The 16363-nt window shown below is 48.7% G+C and carries 17 protein-coding genes; 2 read left to right on the top strand and 15 right to left on the bottom strand.

The window, feature by feature from the left end; all coding sequences use genetic code 11:
* Positions 1–17 precede the first annotated feature (17 nt).
* The 6 genes from EJL91_RS02730 to EJL91_RS02755 form a co-directional block, all read right to left on the bottom strand.
* Positions 18–1271 (bottom strand): competence/damage-inducible protein A, encoded by a 1254-nt coding sequence (locus EJL91_RS02730; protein WP_125140426.1) that lies wholly within the window; start codon positions 1269–1271, stop codon positions 18–20.
* 2 nt (positions 1272–1273) lie between these two features.
* Positions 1274–1816, bottom strand: coding sequence for a CDP-diacylglycerol--glycerol-3-phosphate 3-phosphatidyltransferase (pgsA, locus tag EJL91_RS02735; protein WP_125140427.1), 543 nt, complete (start codon positions 1814–1816; stop codon positions 1274–1276).
* A complete protein-coding gene (gene rimO, locus EJL91_RS02740) occupies positions 1800–3137 on the bottom strand; it encodes a 30S ribosomal protein S12 methylthiotransferase RimO (RefSeq protein ID WP_125140428.1) in 1338 nt (445 codons plus the stop codon). The genes pgsA and rimO overlap by 17 nt, the downstream gene beginning before the upstream one ends.
* A 226-nt stretch (positions 3138–3363) precedes the next feature.
* Entirely contained in the window at positions 3364–3624 is a 261-nt protein-coding gene (gene rpoZ, locus EJL91_RS02745) for a DNA-directed RNA polymerase subunit omega (protein ID WP_003504161.1), read from the bottom strand.
* A 17-nt stretch (positions 3625–3641) separates the two neighbouring features.
* The gene (gene gmk / locus EJL91_RS02750; protein WP_125140429.1) at positions 3642–4265 is read right to left on the bottom strand and encodes a guanylate kinase; all 624 of its coding nucleotides are present in this window, start codon (positions 4263–4265) and stop codon (positions 3642–3644) included.
* A 27-nt stretch (positions 4266–4292) separates the two neighbouring features.
* Positions 4293–5171: a YicC/YloC family endoribonuclease gene (locus EJL91_RS02755; RefSeq protein WP_125140430.1), complete on the bottom strand. Its 879-nt coding sequence runs from the start codon at positions 5169–5171 to the stop codon at positions 4293–4295.
* Between the two features lie 68 nt (positions 5172–5239).
* Between EJL91_RS02755 and EJL91_RS02760 the strand changes: the two genes are divergently transcribed.
* On the top strand, positions 5240–5431 hold the full coding sequence (locus EJL91_RS02760) for a hypothetical protein (protein ID WP_125140431.1): 192 nt from the start codon (positions 5240–5242) through the stop codon (positions 5429–5431).
* Positions 5432–6029: 598 nt separating this feature from the next.
* Here the strand turns inward: EJL91_RS02760 and EJL91_RS02765 are convergent.
* Both EJL91_RS02765 and EJL91_RS02770 read right to left on the bottom strand, forming a co-directional pair.
* Positions 6030–6566 (bottom strand): chromate transporter, encoded by a 537-nt coding sequence (locus EJL91_RS02765; RefSeq protein ID WP_125140432.1) that lies wholly within the window; start codon positions 6564–6566, stop codon positions 6030–6032.
* On the bottom strand, positions 6547–7116 hold the full coding sequence (locus EJL91_RS02770; protein WP_243125212.1) for a chromate transporter: 570 nt from the start codon (positions 7114–7116) through the stop codon (positions 6547–6549). The genes EJL91_RS02765 and EJL91_RS02770 overlap by 20 nt, the downstream gene beginning before the upstream one ends.
* 209 nt (positions 7117–7325) lie before the next feature.
* Between EJL91_RS02770 and EJL91_RS02775 the strand changes: the two genes are divergently transcribed.
* Positions 7326–8234: a LysR family transcriptional regulator gene (locus EJL91_RS02775; RefSeq protein WP_125140433.1), complete on the top strand. Its 909-nt coding sequence runs from the start codon at positions 7326–7328 to the stop codon at positions 8232–8234.
* A gap of 106 nt (positions 8235–8340) precedes the next feature.
* Here EJL91_RS02775 and EJL91_RS02780 read toward each other — a convergent pair whose 3' ends face one another.
* From EJL91_RS02780 to EJL91_RS02810, 7 genes are all read right to left on the bottom strand, one after another.
* On the bottom strand, positions 8341–9852 hold the full coding sequence (locus EJL91_RS02780) for a tripartite tricarboxylate transporter permease (RefSeq protein WP_125140434.1): 1512 nt from the start codon (positions 9850–9852) through the stop codon (positions 8341–8343).
* Positions 9853–9868: 16 nt separating this feature from the next.
* Positions 9869–10369 carry a tripartite tricarboxylate transporter TctB family protein gene (locus tag EJL91_RS02785; protein WP_243125213.1) on the bottom strand — a complete coding sequence of 167 codons (501 nt, stop codon included), beginning with the start codon at positions 10367–10369 and terminating at the stop codon, positions 9869–9871.
* Between the two features lie 112 nt (positions 10370–10481).
* Complete coding sequence (locus tag EJL91_RS02790) at positions 10482–11510, bottom strand: Bug family tripartite tricarboxylate transporter substrate binding protein (protein ID WP_125140436.1); 1029 nt, start codon at positions 11508–11510, stop codon at positions 10482–10484.
* A 534-nt stretch (positions 11511–12044) separates the two neighbouring features.
* Positions 12045–13604: a citrate lyase subunit alpha gene (gene citF, locus EJL91_RS02795; protein ID WP_125140437.1), complete on the bottom strand. Its 1560-nt coding sequence runs from the start codon at positions 13602–13604 to the stop codon at positions 12045–12047.
* A gap of 1 nt (position 13605) precedes the next feature.
* Positions 13606–14508 carry an aldolase/citrate lyase family protein gene (locus EJL91_RS02800; protein WP_125140438.1) on the bottom strand — a complete coding sequence of 301 codons (903 nt, stop codon included), beginning with the start codon at positions 14506–14508 and terminating at the stop codon, positions 13606–13608.
* The gene (gene citD / locus EJL91_RS02805) at positions 14508–14807 is read right to left on the bottom strand and encodes a citrate lyase acyl carrier protein (RefSeq protein ID WP_125140439.1); all 300 of its coding nucleotides are present in this window, start codon (positions 14805–14807) and stop codon (positions 14508–14510) included. The genes EJL91_RS02800 and citD overlap by 1 nt, the downstream gene beginning before the upstream one ends.
* An 816-nt stretch (positions 14808–15623) precedes the next feature.
* Positions 15624–16238, bottom strand: a complete 615-nt coding sequence (locus EJL91_RS02810; RefSeq protein WP_125140440.1) for a hypothetical protein — start codon at positions 16236–16238, stop codon at positions 15624–15626.
* Positions 16239–16363 lie beyond the last annotated feature (125 nt).

The raw sequence follows: 16363 nt of genomic DNA on the forward strand, positions 1-16363 counted from the left end.
GGCGGGCTTTCGTTGTCTTAGTCCTTTTTATACTGGTTCAGGACCGAACGTCTGAGCAGATCCAGGGCCTGGACTACTGTCTGCTCCCTGATCTTCTCCCTGTTTCCGTTAAAATGGAATTCCTCCACTTTGACACTGTCCTTCATGTAACATGCAATATAGACAAGGCCCACCGGTTTTTCCGGGGTACCTCCGTCGGGACCGGCCACGCCCGTAACCGCCACACAGATATCGGCATCGGTTGCAAATACACCGCCGGTCGCCATCTCCTTGGCCGTCTGCTCGCTGACCGCCCCGTATTTCCTGAGCGTAGTTTTGCTGACATCGAGGACTTTCCTCTTGGCTTTGTTGGAGTAGGTGATAAAACCCTGGCGGAATACTTCCGAAGCGCCCGGGACATTGACAAGGCGTCCGGCCAGAAGGCCGCCCGTACAGGATTCCGCAGTCGTTACGGTCAAATCATACTTGGTGAGCAGGCGCACTACAACGTCTTCCAGCGTCTCTTTCTCGTCCGTCGTATAAACTGCTATGCCAAAACGCTTTTTAATCTCCTTCACAACCGGTTTCAGTATCTTCTTGGCCTCGTCATCCGATTCGGCCCTGGCTGTAACCCGGATATGCACTTCCTTTGTCTTGGCGTAGGTGGCGATGGTGGGGTTCGTCTGGTTGTCAATCAAATCGAGGAGCATCTCCTCCACCTTGCTTTCACCGAAACCGCAGATTTTGATCATCTGGGAACGGATAACGCCGGACTGTTTTCCCTGGATATAAGGGCTGACCTGCTTTTCAAACATCGGGTACATCTCCCCTGGAGGTCCCGGAAGCAGAATCGCAATTTTGCCGTCTTTTTCCATGGCAAGCCCCGGAGCCGTTCCGTTCTGGTTTTCAAAGACCACGGCGCCTTCCGGAACGAGAGCCTGTCCCCAGTTACTGTCAGGCAGCTCGCTCTTCATCCTCAGCTTGTACCACTCTTCCAAATGGGCCCTGACGGAACTGTCCTCGACGAGATGAAATCCCATCACCTCCGCACAGACTTCCTTCGTAATATCATCCTCCGTCGGCCCGAGGCCTCCGTTTAAAACAATGACATCCGCCCTGCCAAGCGCGGTTTTTATCACCTCGGCCATGCGCTCCCTGTTGTCGCCGACCGTCGTCTGATAATAGACGGACAAGCCGAGCATGGCACATTTTTCAGAGAGATAACGGGCATTCGTATTTACAATATTTCCAAGCAGCAGTTCCGTTCCCACGGAAATCAGTTCAACAACCATCTTTAGATGCTCCCTTCTGTAAGAATCCTGAAGTTCTTTGCGATATAGTCAATAAGTGAAATTACGGTCAGGGCAAGCGCCACCCAAACGCAGAGATTTGTGATGAGTGAAAGGGCCGGTATGTTCAGGATCAGAAGGACCACCGCCACCATCTGGAATGTGGTCTTGAATTTACCCCAGTAGCTTGCGGCGATCACAACGCCGTTGTCGGAAGCGACCAGCCTGAATCCGCTGATAATAAATTCACGGCTGATGATAATGATGACCATCCATGCTGGAAGCTGTTTAAGCTCAATCAGGCAGATCAGCGCGGAGCAGACAAGAAGTTTATCCGCCAGCGGATCCATGAACTTGCCGAAATTCGTTACCAGATTATATTTCCTCGCGATCTTGCCGTCCAGCAGATCCGTCAGGCTGGCGACTATAAACAGAACCAGGGAAATCATGCGGAAGGTGGTGTTCTCACCTCCCTGATACAGCAGAAAGAAAACAAAAAAAGGAATCATTATGACGCGCAAAACCGTCAGCTTATTCGGTAAATTCATCGATCATCTCTCCTATCAAATCATAATCAAGGGCTCCGGTTACTTTTACCCGGCAGAAATCGCCGGACATAAGAGGAACATCCGCACTTACAAATATCAGTCCGTCCACATTTGGTGCATCCATGTAGGTCCTTCCTACAAAGGCGTTTTCATCCGCCACCTTGCCTTCAATCATAACTTCCAGAATCTTTCCGACCATATTTTCAGCCTTCTCAAACGCTATCTCCTGCTGAAGCTCCATAATCTCGTCGCGCCGCTCAGCCTTTATCTCTTCGGGAACCTGGTCCGGAAACGCTGCGGCGGGGGTATCCTCCTCGGCTGAGTAAGCAAATACGCCCAGACGGTCAAATTCCATCTCATCCACAAATTCCATCAGTTCTTCGTGGTCTTCCTGCGTCTCTCCCGGAAAACCGGAGATCAGGGTGGTCCGGAGCACAATATCCGGCACCTCCGCCCTCAGACGGGCAATCCGTTCCATGAGTTCCGCCTTGTTCGTCTTTCTTCCCATGCTCTTAAGGATCCGGTCGCTGGCATGCTGGATCGGAATATCCAGATAGTGACAGACCTTCTCTTCCTCTTTAATTACCTGTACCAGTTCTTCGGTAATCTCTTCCGGATAACAGTACTGGACTCTGATCCATTCAATTCCGGAAATCTTTGAAAGGCGGCGTAAAAGTTCGGGAAGCATCTTCTTCCCGTAAAGATCCACTCCGTAAAGCGTGGTCTCCTGCGCCACCAGGATCAGTTCCTTAACCCCCTGCTCTGCAAGCCCCGACGCCTCCTCTAAAAGGCGCTCCATCGGCACACTGCGGTAGGGACCGCGCAGAGATGGGATAATGCAGTAGGTACAGCGTTTGTTGCAGCCTTCCGAAATCTTTAAAAAGGCGTAATGGCCTCCCGTGGTCACAATCCGTTTCTCCGCCACCTCGGGAAGGGCCGAAAGATCGTGGAAACATGCCATATGTTCACCCTTCAGGGCCGCATTCAGCACATTCGATATCTCATCATAGGTGGAAGTGCCGAGAATACCGTCCACCTCCGGAATCTCTTCCATAATCTCTTCCTTATAGCGCTGCGCCATGCAGCCGGTTACGATCAGGGCTTTGCAGCTTCCTGATTTTTTCAGCTCCGCCATCTCAAGGATCGTGTTTACACTTTCCTCTTTTGCGTCATTAATAAAACAGCAGGTATTCACAAGGATAATATCCGCTTCATTTTCATCGTCGGTAAATGTATGGCCGTCCTTATTTAAAAGGCCCAGCATCATCTCCGTATCCACCAGGTTTTTATCACAGCCCAGGGAAATACAAAGTATTTTCATTCTTTCGCTCCAATCGGTCAATTGTTGTAACAGTTCAGACAGCATGAACTGTTACGGCATTCGGCTAATGAAATCGCTGCGCGATGAGCCGAATGCTTGCTGCCACTACCTTTTTGTACGGTCAGCGCAGTAAATGCGCAGACCTATCTGAACTGTTACCATTTGTTCTCTTCATTACATAAAAAGCCATCTCCTTGCGCTTTACAGCGCGAGACGGCCTTCTTCTTTAGTATTCGATCTCATCTTCAGGAGTATTATCGTCATTGATAATCTTAACTTTGGACTGATACAGCTCGTCAATGGCAATGGAAAGCGGTTTTCTTGCATCGGCCGGTACGGCGGACTCTTCCCCCGCTATCAACTGTCTGGCGCGCTTTGCCGTGGCAATGACGATAGAATAACGGCTCTGGATTAACGGCTCGTCGCCGGGCTCCACACCGCTGTTTACAACTTTAATTAAATCATTATAGGATGGACGTAACATCATAATCGATCAGGCTCCTTTCAAAAGTCCTTCATTTCTTCTCTGATTGTTCTGATAAAAGTTAAATGACTGCTCACCTTGGCATGCATCGACTGGATCAGATGGTGCATCCTGTCCACACATTCGTCAATGTCATCATTGACCAGGAGAAAATCATAATTTTCAATTCCTTCGGCCTCTTTTGCAGCTCTTGAAAGTCTCGCATTGATCGTTTCAATCGGCTCTGTGCCTCTGTTTACAAGGCGGCGGCGCAGTTCCTCTGCGCTGGGAGGCGTAACAAACACCAGGACTGCCTCGGGAAACTTCTCCTTGATCTTGAGCGCTCCCTGAATCTCAATTTCCAAAAGCACGTCTTTGCCGGCTTTCATGCTGGAATCGACATACTCTTTCGGTGTTCCATAGTAATTCCCGACATACTGGGCGTACTCTACCAGCAGATCGTTCTCTATCATCTCTTCAAATTCTTCACGTGTTTTAAAAAAATATTCTCTTCCGTCTTCTTCTCCGTCCCTTGGGCCGCGGGTTGTTGCGGAAATTGATAAAGCATAGTTATCATATTTTGTAAGAAGGGCCTTCATTAATGTCCCTTTGCCTGCGCCCGAGAATCCGGAAACAACCACTAAAACACCCTGATTATTCATCATACAAGTCTCCGTCTGTCTTAATTGTCATTACTCAATATTCTGAATCTGTTCCCTGACCTTCTCAATCTCGGTCTTTAATGCAATCGCCTTATCAGACACTTCCAGATCATTGGCTTTGGAAAGGATCGTATTGGCCTCGCGGTTCATCTCCTGGGCGATAAAGTCCAGCTTTCTGCCCACGCTGCCACCGGCAGTCAGTTCCGCTTTCGTAGCCTCGATATGGCTTCTGAGACGCACGGTCTCCTCGTCGGTACAAATCTTATCGGCAAAAATAGTAACTTCTGCAGCGATTCTTCCGTCATCGATGGAAGAACTTTCCAGAAGCTCCTTTACTTTCTCTTCCAGCCTGGTTCTGTATTCATCCATGATCTTCGGCGAGCGTTTCTCAACCTCGTCCACCAGACCGGTCATATAGTCAAGCTTACCCAGAAGATCATTCTTCAGGTTCTCGCCTTCTGTGATTCTGCTGTCTACAAACCTGACGGCGGCCCCGCTGACGGCCTCCTCCAGAATCTTCCACATATGCTCCTCGTCCTCCGGCTCCTGCTCCATTGTCAGGATCTCAGGAAATCTTGCCAGCGACGACACCCGGACATCGTTCTCGATGCCGAACTGCTCCGACATCCTGCGGAAATATTCGATGTATTCTGCCGCCAGAGAGGCATTGTAATTAAGAGACATCCGGCCTTCGGTATAGTCTTCATAGGAAATAAACAGATCCACCTTGCCGCGCTGGATATACTTCTTGAGCAGATTTCTGATCCCTGCTTCAAAGAAATTAAACTTCTTCGGCATCTTGATGCTCAGATCCAGATAACGGTGGTTAACCGCCTTCATCTCCACTGATATCTTATATTCTTCCGTCGCAATTTCACAACGTCCGAACCCGGTCATACTCTTTAACATGACAGTACCCTCTTTCGTCCATAGATAATGGTATTATAATGCAAATGGGAAAGGGAGTCAACTGAATTGTGTGGGATTTAGTTGAGATGCGAGGACGCCTCTGTAAGACGGCGGACGGGGGAGTGGGGGGATGGATGAGTCTTCAGTCCCAGTTTATAGGGTGTGGTGAGGGGGAATCCAGGAGAAAAGATTCCTACGGGGACTCGCTTTCGCTTGTGGAGCGCACAGCGGATGCTAAGACGTCAAAGAACGCCGTCTAAGCACCGGCGGGCTCCAATGTCCCCTTCGGAATCTTTTCTCCTTCCTTCCCCCGGGCAGGTTGTCGACGGGACTGAAGACTCAGGGAAGGTTGTTGCCCCGTCCGCCGGCTTCAGGGCTGATTGTCTCTTTCGTCAAGTGCGGGGAAGGTAACGCCGCGGCCACTATGCAGCTGCGGTATTTTTACATTTTGACGGTGCCTTGGCTGTAGGCGTATTCAAGCTAAAACGAAACAGCAGGTAATCTCCTTGCATTTATAAAGAACGTAGTGTCAGCGACAAGTTCCTCTCCTCTTGAAAAAATAGAACAAATCAGCGCCCGCAAGCCGAGGAGCGGGACAGCGAAAACCTTCGCGTCTTCAGTCCCGTCGACACACTGCCGGGGAGGGAGAAAACTTTCCGAAGGGGACATTGGAATTCGCCGGTGCTTGATGAGGTATTTTCGAATCTAGCACCCGCTGCGCATTCCAGAAGCGAAAGCGGGTTCCCGTAGGAATTTTTTCTCCCGGATTCCCCCTCACCACACACTAAACACCGGGACTGAAGACTCATAACCTCCCTCACCATCCCGCCCCCGGCCGTCCGGCGGCGTTCTCATTTTTCAGCCTATCAGTAGACCGAGCACCGCCGCCAGCAGCATAGTCTTCGGCACCGACAGGCGGAACTTATACATGGCGCCGCCTGTGACGAGGGCGATGATGACCAGATTCCAGTGAACCGCAAAGCTGCCGCCTATGAACGTGCTGCCGCTGAGCGTGATTACGACCGCAGCCAGCATTCCCACGCAGGCCGGGCGGATTCCCCACAGGGCGTGTTCCATCCAGGGGTTTCCCTTTAATCGTTTCAGGAAGTGGGCGGCCAGCATGCAGAGAGTCAGGGAGGGGACCATAACTCCGAGGCTGCTGAGCAGGGCGCAGGGTATACCGTCTATCCGGTAGCCGACAAAGGTGGCGCAGTTGATGCCCATGGAGCCAGGCGTAATCTCGGCCAACGCCATAATGTCCATCACCTGCGCTTCCGTCATCCATCCGTTCGCCGTAACCTCATCCAGGATAACGGGGATCATCGTAAGGCCGCCGAAGCTGCAAAATCCAATCCGTATAAATGCAAATACCAGTTTAAGATAAATCTCTGCCACGGCCTCTCCTCTCCTTTACATACACCGCAATTCCGATCAGTCCGCACAAAACGACAATCGCCAGTTTATTCAGATCGGAAACCACACAGATAACGGTAACAATGATTCCTATAAGATAGGCAGCCCTGTCCGTCAGAGCGTTCTTTTTTAACTTCCAGGCCGCTCCGATGATGACGGGAATAACGGCGCTTCTGACTCCGTTCATCATCCGTATCACATAGGGATTATTGCAGAAAACATCATAGAAATTAGTAATCACCGCAATCACAATCACTGCGGGTGAGACAAGTCCAAAGGAAGCGGCTAAGGCTCCCGGGATACCCGCCACCGTATAACCGAACAGGACCGAATAATTGACAATCATAATACCTGGCAGGGACTTCGCCACGGACATAAAATCCAGGATCTGTTCCTCGGTCACCCAACTCCTCTTACGGCAGAACTCCTCTTCTATCTGGGCGATAATGCTCCATCCTCCCCCAAATGTAAAACAGCCTATTTTAAACATCGTAAAGTATATCACGAGCAGTTTTTTGTATTGTTCTTTCAAACTTGTCATCCCCCTTTTCTAAATTTATTATACCCTCCGTGCATAGCAGTGTCAAAGCAGTAATTGTTTACCGTCCCCCTAATACTAGTGGTTTTAAAACGCGGTTCTATCGAAACTCGGTCATTGCTATTTTTTTCTGGAAATGATATGATCGTAACACAGCGGCGTTTCGGCTGCTGCAAAAGCAAACACAGACGGGGGAATATCAAATGAATCTTAAACATGCCCAGTACATGCTCACTGTCCTTCAGGAAGGAAGTATCACCGGTGCGGCAAAAAAGCTTTATGTATCCCAGCCTTCTCTGAGCCAGATGATCAAACTCGTGGAGACCAATCTGGGGACGCCGATTTTTAACCGTTCCACTGAGCCTCTCACACTGACTTATGCCGGTGAAAAATATATGGAAGCCGCCCAGCAGATTCTGACTATCAATGCGAATCTCGCTAAAGAGATTGAGGAGATTACACAGGAGGATCACGGTAAACTCCGGTTCGGCGTTCCCGTTCAGAGAGGAATGCAGGTGCTCCCCTACGTGCTGCCTAAATTTTTCAAGATGTACCCTTACGTGGATGTGGAAGTTTTCGAGCAGGGATCGGGACTGATGGAGAATATGGTTCTGGACGGAACCGTGGACATGGCCTGCATGACGACCACCGCCCGGCACAGCGAACTCAAATATATCCTGGTGGAGAACGAAGATCTCGTCCTCCTGACTTCCAGAAACACGGCCCTTGCCAAACGGATTCCCGAGGGGACTCCCATCCCGATTACGGAGGCGCGCAATGAAAAGTTTGTCTCCAACAGGCCCGGCCACAGTGTGAGGGCTGTACAGGATAATCTTTTCATCACCAATGACATGCATCCGAAGATCATTCTGGAGACAGTCAGCATCGAGGTGGAGAAAAAAGTCTGCATTGCCTGCGACGCCGTCATGATTTGCCCTAAGAACTACATTGAGAAGACGCCTGAGATGCAGCAAAAGTCCGTTACATATCCGATTCTCAACACCGACAGCCAGCGCCACTGCTATATCTGCCACAGAAAGAATCTGTATCTGACCAAATATATGCGAGATTTCATCAATATCCTGGTTGAAGTGGAAAATCCATTCCTATAACAGTATCAAGAACCCCGGCTGACCTTACTCTGCTTTTACAGAGTGAGATGTCAGCCGGGGTTCCTGCATAGACAGCGGCCTGTTTAAAACACACAGCTCACCGTATCTATTTACTTTCTGCTTTGTTTTTGACTAAAAGTGGTTTAATAAAAGGATAAATCAGCATGATGATACAGCAAATCATGATGACTGCGGTGATTGGCTTGGTGAAAATCGCCGACATGCTTCCGTTTGTCAGTGTGTACGCACGGCGGAAGTTGGATTCACACATCTGTCCAAGTACGAGACCGAGCACAAGGGCGGCCGAATTGTATCCCAGCTTTACAAACATATATCCGATAATTCCGGCGCCTGCCATCAGGGCAACGTCGCCTGTATTATTGTTCAGCGCATAGGCGCCGATTGCCGCCATCATAATGATAACAGGTCCAAGGATACTGTAAGGAACGGAAAGGATTCTGGCGAATACCTTCGCCACCGCCATTGCTACGATTACCATGATAATATTTGTTACAAGCATGGAACCGAATACAGATGCAAGATACTCAGGCTGAGTCTTAACAAGCATAGGTCCAATCTGAACGCCTTTGATTACAAGGGCCGTCATCATGATAGCCGCGGCGTTGCCACCCGGGATACCCAGGGAAAGCAGGGGAACCATCGAACCGCCTGTAGCCGCGTTGTTGGCAGCTTCGGAGGCTACGATGCCGTCCGGGATACCGGTTCCCAGTTTTTCGGGATGTTTGGAGACCTTCTTTTCAATCGCATAGGATAAGAAGGACGCGATCGTTGCGCCTGCACCGGGAAGGATGCCTACAATTGTTCCGATTACGGAAGAACGGGCCATCGTATACTTTGTTTCCCATACTTCCCGGAAGCTTGGAAGAACCGTCTTCATCTTTGTGGATGAATTGCCGGTCGCATCTTTTTCCGTGTCAATCTTCTTCGGCTTAACCGTCTGCTTGAGAACCTCGGTCACGGCAAAAAGACCAATCATGACCGGAATCATCTCAATACCGGAAAGCAGCGTGGAGTTGCCCCAGGTGAAACGTGCGATTCCCAGCATCGGGTCCATTCCTACACAGGCGAGCAAAAGGCCTAAGAGTCCCGAAATCAGAGTTTTTATAATATTGTCGCTGTCCAGACAGGACAGAACGGAAAGTCCGAGGAAAGATACCGCAAACAGCTCGGAAGGACCGAACTGCAGCGCTACCGTCGCCAGCTGGGGAGATACGAGAGCCATGGCAAATGCGGCAACAAGACCGCCTACGGCAGACGCGATCAGCGAGAAACCAAGCGCCTTGCCCGCCTCACCCCTTTGAGCCATCGGATAGCCGTCGAATGTAGTGGGCGCACTGGATGGAGTTCCCGGAATACGGAACAGAATCGCCGTGATGCCGCCGCCCGTAATCGATGCGCAATATACGGAAACCAGGAACGCAATCGCGATAACCGGATTCATCGCATAAGCAAATGGGAGAGCCAGGGCGACCGCCATCGATGCGCTTACACCCGGCATTGCCCCGAATATAACACCTAAAACCGTACCTGCTACTAAAAGGAAAAATGTAGAAGGCGTAAATACTATTTTTAAACCAGTCAGTAATAAATCAAACATACCTTACACTCCTTCCTTAAAATGGCAGTTTTGTTTCAAAGAACAATGCAAACTCACGGAAAATACCGGTACCTCTGGCGAGCATAATATCAAGCGCTCCCTGGAACAGTAAGTAGAGGATAGCCGTAATTACGAGGGCTACAATAATCAGAAATCCGATTCTCCTCTCCCCTAAAAGCACGCCGTAGGCGATCAGGAACAGGAAGGAAACCGGTATAAATCCGATAATCGGCATCAGCACGGCCATAACCGCCACTAAAATCATGCCGACGAATAATTTACTTTTTAAGAATTCTCCCAGATTAAATCCGGCGGTCAGCTTCTCTCCGCTTCCCCTCATCTTTTTCAAAGAATTCACTATATTCACGATTATTAATATTATAAGAAGGACGAGAATAATTCTCGGCCAGAACGCTGCACCAAGTTCTGTCGCTGTAGGAGCTGGTGACTCGGCGCCTACCAGGAAGAAAAGGTATATGCAGAAGATTCCCAATACAAGTGAAAAAATAACGTCCAAATCAGATAACCTGCCTTTCCCTGCCTCTTTTATTCAGGGGGAGCGGATAAATCCACTCCCCTCAGTTTCATTGTTTTAAATATTCATTTGCAGTCAACATCTGTTAAATCAATTATTTCGTACCGAACATTTCTGTTAAATCTTTGTAATCGTTATCCCAGGATGCCTGGTAGTCTGCCGTATTTAACCAGCCCTGTCTCTGATCGAGGCCCTGCTGTTTTGCCCATGTCTGGAATTCTTCGCTGGCAACTGCTTTTTCTGCTGCTGCTTCAAACGCCTTGATAGCCGCTTCCGGAGTTCCTTCGGTATAGAAAATACCGCGGGACGGTCCAAAGTAGCAGTCCAGTCCAAGGTCGCCTGCGCTGTCTACGTTCTCAAATCCTGCCAGTGTCAGTTTTTTCTCCGTACAGGACATAACAACCTTCATATCGCCGGATTCCAGCATAGCGGAAACCTCTGCCGGTCCTACACATGCCAGATCCACATGTCCGCCGATAACGTCTGCGTTTAACTGGGAACCTTCCGTGTAAGCAACTGCCTCTACATCGCCTTCAAATGCCGCTTCCACACATGCCGCATCCAGACCTGTGATTGTCATAACGCCGCATTTAACCTTGCCCGGGTTAGCCTGTGCATATTCTTTCAGCTCTGCATAGTTGTTGTATGGTGACTTGGAGCTTGTAACAAAAATGTTGCAGTCGTGTACGAGCTGGCACAGAGGTTTGATTTTTCCATATACGTCGAAATCGGTTGCACCGGAAATCTGTGCTAACATCGGGGACTGTGTACAAAGTAAATATGTATATCCATCGGCCGGCTGGCTGGTTGCGAACTGTACGCCGGTAACGCCGCCTGCACCTGCTTTGTTATTAACAACTACGGATACGCCAAGTTCTTTCTCAAGAGCGGAAGCAAATGTACGGAGTGTTGTGTCGGCTCCGCCGCCTGTGCCCCATGGACAGATAATCTCGATGTTCCTCTCCCATTTCCAATCCTCAGCGCCTGCCGCGGCTTCCTGTCCGCCTTCGGCTGCTTTTGTCTCCGCCGGTTTGTCTGCCGTACCGGAACTGCTGCTTCCACATCCTGCGAGACTTACTGCCATTGCTGCTGTCAATGCCAGACTAATCACTCTTTTCTTCATAACATCTTCTCCTTTTCAATCATTATTTTGGTTTGCTGCGGGGTGCTGCTTTTCAAACCCTTGATTCTATTATACCTTTTTTTAGCAGCTTTTCAACACTTCTTGTATGAATTGTACAATTTTTGGTGCTTTTAACGAATTATAATTGTGCAATTATACCAGTCATAAGACAATACTTATGTACCGCAAAACCATATAAAATAAGGTTTTTTTACATTTCTTTAACAAAAATTTTATAATTTTCCGTTTTTGGAAAAAAGTCTCAGCAAGCCGTTTTTTGTTCAAAGTGACATTTATTGTATTTTTACACGTGCAATGTTCTGTTCTGCAAGCAGGAGGTACACTCAGGAATCAGAACCTGCCTGGGTGATAATCAGGGAGGTCCTGTGAAAATTTCTTATTCCATCGGGAATTTCGAAGTAACTTTCCGGTAAAAACGAAAAAAGAGCCGGTTTTCCGCTGATTTTGGAAAACCGGCTCTTTTTAGCCGAACTGATATTCTGGTCAAACTGATATTTTAGTCAAACTGATTTTTTAGTCGAACTGATACTCCCGGATCTCTCTTACAACATCCATGATGGTTCCGTCACGTCCCTCGATAATTCCGACAACACGTTCGCCAAACTGAACCGGCTCCGGTTCACCGACCATGCTGTACGCTTTATCGCGAAGTTCCTCTATTGTGCAGAACGGCAGGTTGACATTCTTCATGCACTCGATCAGATCCTGGCGGCGCGGGTTGATAGCAATGCCGTAATCCGTGATTACGACATCCACGGTCTCGCCCGGCGTCGTCACCGTCGTAACGTTGGTGCAGATGGCGGGAATCCTGCCCTGCAGAAGCGGAGCGATAACAATCGTGCACTTTGCCCCGGCCGCTGTGTCGGGGTGGCCTCCCTGCGCGCCGGTGATGACGCCGTCGGAACCTACTACGACATTACAGTTAAAATTGATATCCACTTCCAGGGAAGCCAGGATAACAAAGTCCAGCTTATTGACATAAGCGCCCTTGTTAAACGGGTTGGCATATTCAGAGGCGGAGATCTCGATATGGTTCGGGTTCTTTTTGATGGATTCGATGGCTCCCTGATCAAAGTCCTGTGTATCCACAAGGGTGCGGATCAGGCCTTTTTCCAGAAGTTCACACATGGGGGTGGTGATTCCGCCGAGACCGAGTCCCATCTGGATTCCCCTCTCCTCCATAATCTTGCCGAGTGAAATCGTGGAGGCGATGGACGCGCCGCCTACACCTGTCTGGTAGGAGAAACCGTCTTTAAAGTAAGGGGTATTGATTACAAATTGGGTGCAGTAATCGGCCATCATGATTTTTCTCACATCGGTCGTCGGTTTGGCGGCGCCGGTCGCAATCTTATCGGGATTACCGATGGCATCCACAACGCAGACATAGTCTACGTTTGTCATGGAAATGCTGGCCGGGATATTCGGAAACGCAACGAGGCAATCCGTCACAGCCACCACTTTATCCGCATACTGGGCATCCACCATAGCGTAAGACAAAACGCCGCAGTCGCTCTTTCCGCCGTTCGGGCGGCAGTTGCCGTATTCGTCGCAGGTAGGCGCGCCGATAAAGGCGATGTCCACATGCACCTCACCCGTCTCAATGGCACGCACACGTCCGCCGTGGGAACGCATAACGGCCAGGTTCTTTAACTTGCCGGTCGAGATCGCCTCGCCGATTTTGCCTCTCACACCGGAGGACTGAATGCCGGTGATCGTCCCATCCTCGATAAACGGCACAATCGGATCATTAGCCTTGCCGAGAGAGCTGGCGCAGATGGTGAGATCCTTGATACCCATGGTGTGAATCTCTTCCATCACCATATTGACAACGTAATCACCCTCACGGAAATGATGATGGAAGGACAGAGTCATGCCATCGCGGATTTCACATTTATCAAGCGCCTCCCTGATGGACTGCACCATCTTGGAACGCGTCGGATCGGACAGCGCCCGCACTACGGGAGCAGCCTTCTTATACTCATAATTATCATATACGTAAGCGCCTTCAAACACTTTTTTGCCGGTCGCCTTTAAAACTTCCTCCGGAATATCTCTTCCCACTTTATTTATCATTTTACATATCCCCCTCATAAACGCCTGCGGCTTTAGCCATAGCCAGGGTCCTCTTGGCCCCGTCATAGAAAGCGATATCAATCATTTTTCCATCTACCGTAAATACGCCGATGCCTTTTGCTTTCTTGTCATCAATTTCACGCACTACTTTTTCAGCAAAAATAATCTCCTTTTCGGTAGGCGTGAATATCTTATGGACAATTGCAATCTGACGCGGGTTGACAAGCGATTTTCCGTCAAACCCCATCATCTTGATCATGGCGGTTTCTTTTTCAAATCCTTCCATGTCATCCAGGTTTGTAAACACCGTGTCGAAGCACTGGACGCCTGCGGCACGGGCAGCCATAATCATATGCTGTCTCGCTCCCATCAGCTCGACGCCGGTGCCTGTGATCACGGTCTGAAGATCTTTCGTATAATCTCCTCCGGACAGGGCGATTCCGATCAGACGGTCGGAAGAAACACAGATCTCCTGGGCATTCAGAACACCCTTACAGGATTCCAGAGCGGACATTAAGAGGGTGCTGCCCTCGGGACGGCCAAATTCACGCTCGGCAGCCAGCACATGCTCTTCCACCGTGCGGACATCCTGGGCGGATTCAGTCTTTGCAATACGGATTGTATCAGCGCCTCCTGCCACGCAGACACGGATATCTTCCTTCCAGTGCGGCGTGTCAAGCCCATTAATACGTACGACTCTCTCCACGCCCCTGTAATCGATCTCCTTAAGCGCATGATACAGGGAATACCTTGCGGCATCCTTCTGGTTCTCGGCAACCGCGTCTTCCAGATCAAGCATAATGGAATCCGGTTTATAAATATATGGGTCTTTAATCAGTCCCGGTTTCTGGCAGTTCAGAAACATCATGGATCTTCTCAGTCTCTTTTTTAATGGATGGCTCATTATCTGATTGCACCTCCCCATGGTAAATTTTCAGTAATGCCGCTGGAACGGTATACGGCGCATTCCACTCTGGCCTTTAACGTACAGTCTAAAGCTCCCTTGTCCACAACTTTTACCCTTGCATCGTTCACATCAAGGCGCTCCAGCGTCTCCAGGACAACCGCCCTAATCTGCTTTCCGAACTGATGGATGACGCTGCTCTCAATGACAAGCTCAACCTTTCCGTCACCCGGTTCAACTGTAATCTGCGCATCACTGGACTCCAGTGTACCGGCCACAGCCGCTTTTTCGATTACCATAAGATTTCCTCCTCTATTGCTTATATGTTTGTGTATATTGATACTTTTTCTGTATTAATTATTGGGTCTTTCTACATATTATCTAAAAATATAGTAGCATGGTAAAATGGATAATTCAAATACTTATGCTGTTATGGAGTTCATAGGAGAAAAGTTATCAGGGGGCAGTTGGAGGGGCAGGGAGAGCTGTAAAATGGGGCGGGAACGTGGCAGGGGGAAGGTTGGTGAGTCTTCAGTCCCAGCGTTAGGTTGTCGTGACAGGGGAATCCGGGACGAAAAAATTCCTACGGGGACTCGCTCCCGCTTGTGGAATGCGAAACGGATGCTAAACTCGTGTAAAACCTCGTTAAGCACCGTCGGATTCCAAGGTCCCCTGCGGAAAGTTTTCGCCCTCCTTCCCCGGGCAGTCTGTCGCTCGGACTGAAGACGCGCAGATTATCGGCCTCCCGCCGTCCACTGCCGTTTCACCGGTTGTTCTCCCTTTCTCCAAGTACGATTTGGCGTATTGTCGCGGCCACTACATAGTTTCTAAATAGGATAGATTTGAGATAAGATTTTCCTGGGAACTGAATTAAAGATGACTGGATTAAGTCCTGTTCCAAAGTTAGAAATCAGCTATACTGACATATTATATTGATACACTCCGTTAATATCGCTTTCTGTCTTGAGGGAAAATTATATTTATAGATATTTAAGGGCTCTTATTTATCAGCTCCACAAGCTGGCATTGGGTGAGACAATAGAAAAATAAAATAAGTAATACGGATACTTTTAACAGGAGATCCGTATTACTTATTTTCTATCACATAGGATTGTTTACTTGATGGTACCTACAATATTTACGTTCCCGCCCTCTTTAAAAACACCGGAACAATTATACTTCCAGACTCCTTTTTTCAAAGCAATCGTTATTGAAGTTTTAACGGAGCCGATGGAGATGCGCTGTTCTTTACCGTTCGGGTCAAATAAGAATAACTCTATCGACCCGCCTTTCACATCCGAAGTAACATTTATAATTAATTTTTGATTATCCTCCGCTTGGAATGAACCGGATTCAGCTATATTCGTTTGATTGGCATTATTTGTTAAGTTCATAACGACATTCCCATCGGAAATGAGGTCGCCAGTCACTTCGTGCGAACTGCTGTTGCCGGGGATTAAATCGATTATATTTTTTTCACTATCATAATTAACCGTATATCCGAATTTTTCGAGCAATTCATTGACTGGCATATACAAGCTCGCATTTTGCTCATCATCCATTGTAACCGAAATTAAAGACCTGTTAAGCGGCAATGAAGCTCCATTAAGCGTAACATTCGCATTGCTCAAAATTGCGGACTTAATACCCGTTGCTGCAAAAACTGTCGTTATCCCCATCGATCCTATGATAATTCCGGCTATTAAACTTTTTATATCAAATCTTTTCATACATTTATTCCTCCTGTTTTTGGACTTAAAATGCTGTGTGTTAACATAACCACTATCCACCATCCCAGTAGTGTTGGTTTCTTCTTAACTTCTGGCAGTACCTTCTGGGGTCTTCAGTCCCGTCG

It is taken from the genome of Clostridium transplantifaecale, assembly GCF_900626075.1.
GTDB lineage: Bacteria > Bacillota > Clostridia > Lachnospirales > Lachnospiraceae > Otoolea > Otoolea transplantifaecalis.

Coding starts and splice junctions, on each gene's coding strand:
- EJL91_RS02730 (WP_125140426.1), bottom strand. CDS start 1,271: ATGGTTGTTGAACTGATTTCCGTGGGAACGGAACTGCTGCTTGGAAAT.
- pgsA (WP_125140427.1), bottom strand. CDS start 1,816: ATGAATTTACCGAATAAGCTGACGGTTTTGCGCGTCATAATGATTCCT.
- rimO (WP_125140428.1), bottom strand. CDS start 3,137: ATGAAAATACTTTGTATTTCCCTGGGCTGTGATAAAAACCTGGTGGAT.
- rpoZ (WP_003504161.1), bottom strand. CDS start 3,624: ATGATGTTACGTCCATCCTATAATGATTTAATTAAAGTTGTAAACAGC.
- gmk (WP_125140429.1), bottom strand. CDS start 4,265: ATGATGAATAATCAGGGTGTTTTAGTGGTTGTTTCCGGATTCTCGGGC.
- EJL91_RS02755 (WP_125140430.1), bottom strand. CDS start 5,171: ATGTTAAAGAGTATGACCGGGTTCGGACGTTGTGAAATTGCGACGGAA.
- EJL91_RS02775 (WP_125140433.1), top strand. CDS start 7,326: ATGAATCTTAAACATGCCCAGTACATGCTCACTGTCCTTCAGGAAGGA.
- EJL91_RS02780 (WP_125140434.1), bottom strand. CDS start 9,852: ATGTTTGATTTATTACTGACTGGTTTAAAAATAGTATTTACGCCTTCT.
- EJL91_RS02790 (WP_125140436.1), bottom strand. CDS start 11,510: ATGAAGAAAAGAGTGATTAGTCTGGCATTGACAGCAGCAATGGCAGTA.
- citF (WP_125140437.1), bottom strand. CDS start 13,604: ATGATAAATAAAGTGGGAAGAGATATTCCGGAGGAAGTTTTAAAGGCG.
- EJL91_RS02800 (WP_125140438.1), bottom strand. CDS start 14,508: ATGAGCCATCCATTAAAAAAGAGACTGAGAAGATCCATGATGTTTCTG.
- citD (WP_125140439.1), bottom strand. CDS start 14,807: ATGGTAATCGAAAAAGCGGCTGTGGCCGGTACACTGGAGTCCAGTGAT.
- EJL91_RS02810 (WP_125140440.1), bottom strand. CDS start 16,238: ATGAAAAGATTTGATATAAAAAGTTTAATAGCCGGAATTATCATAGGA.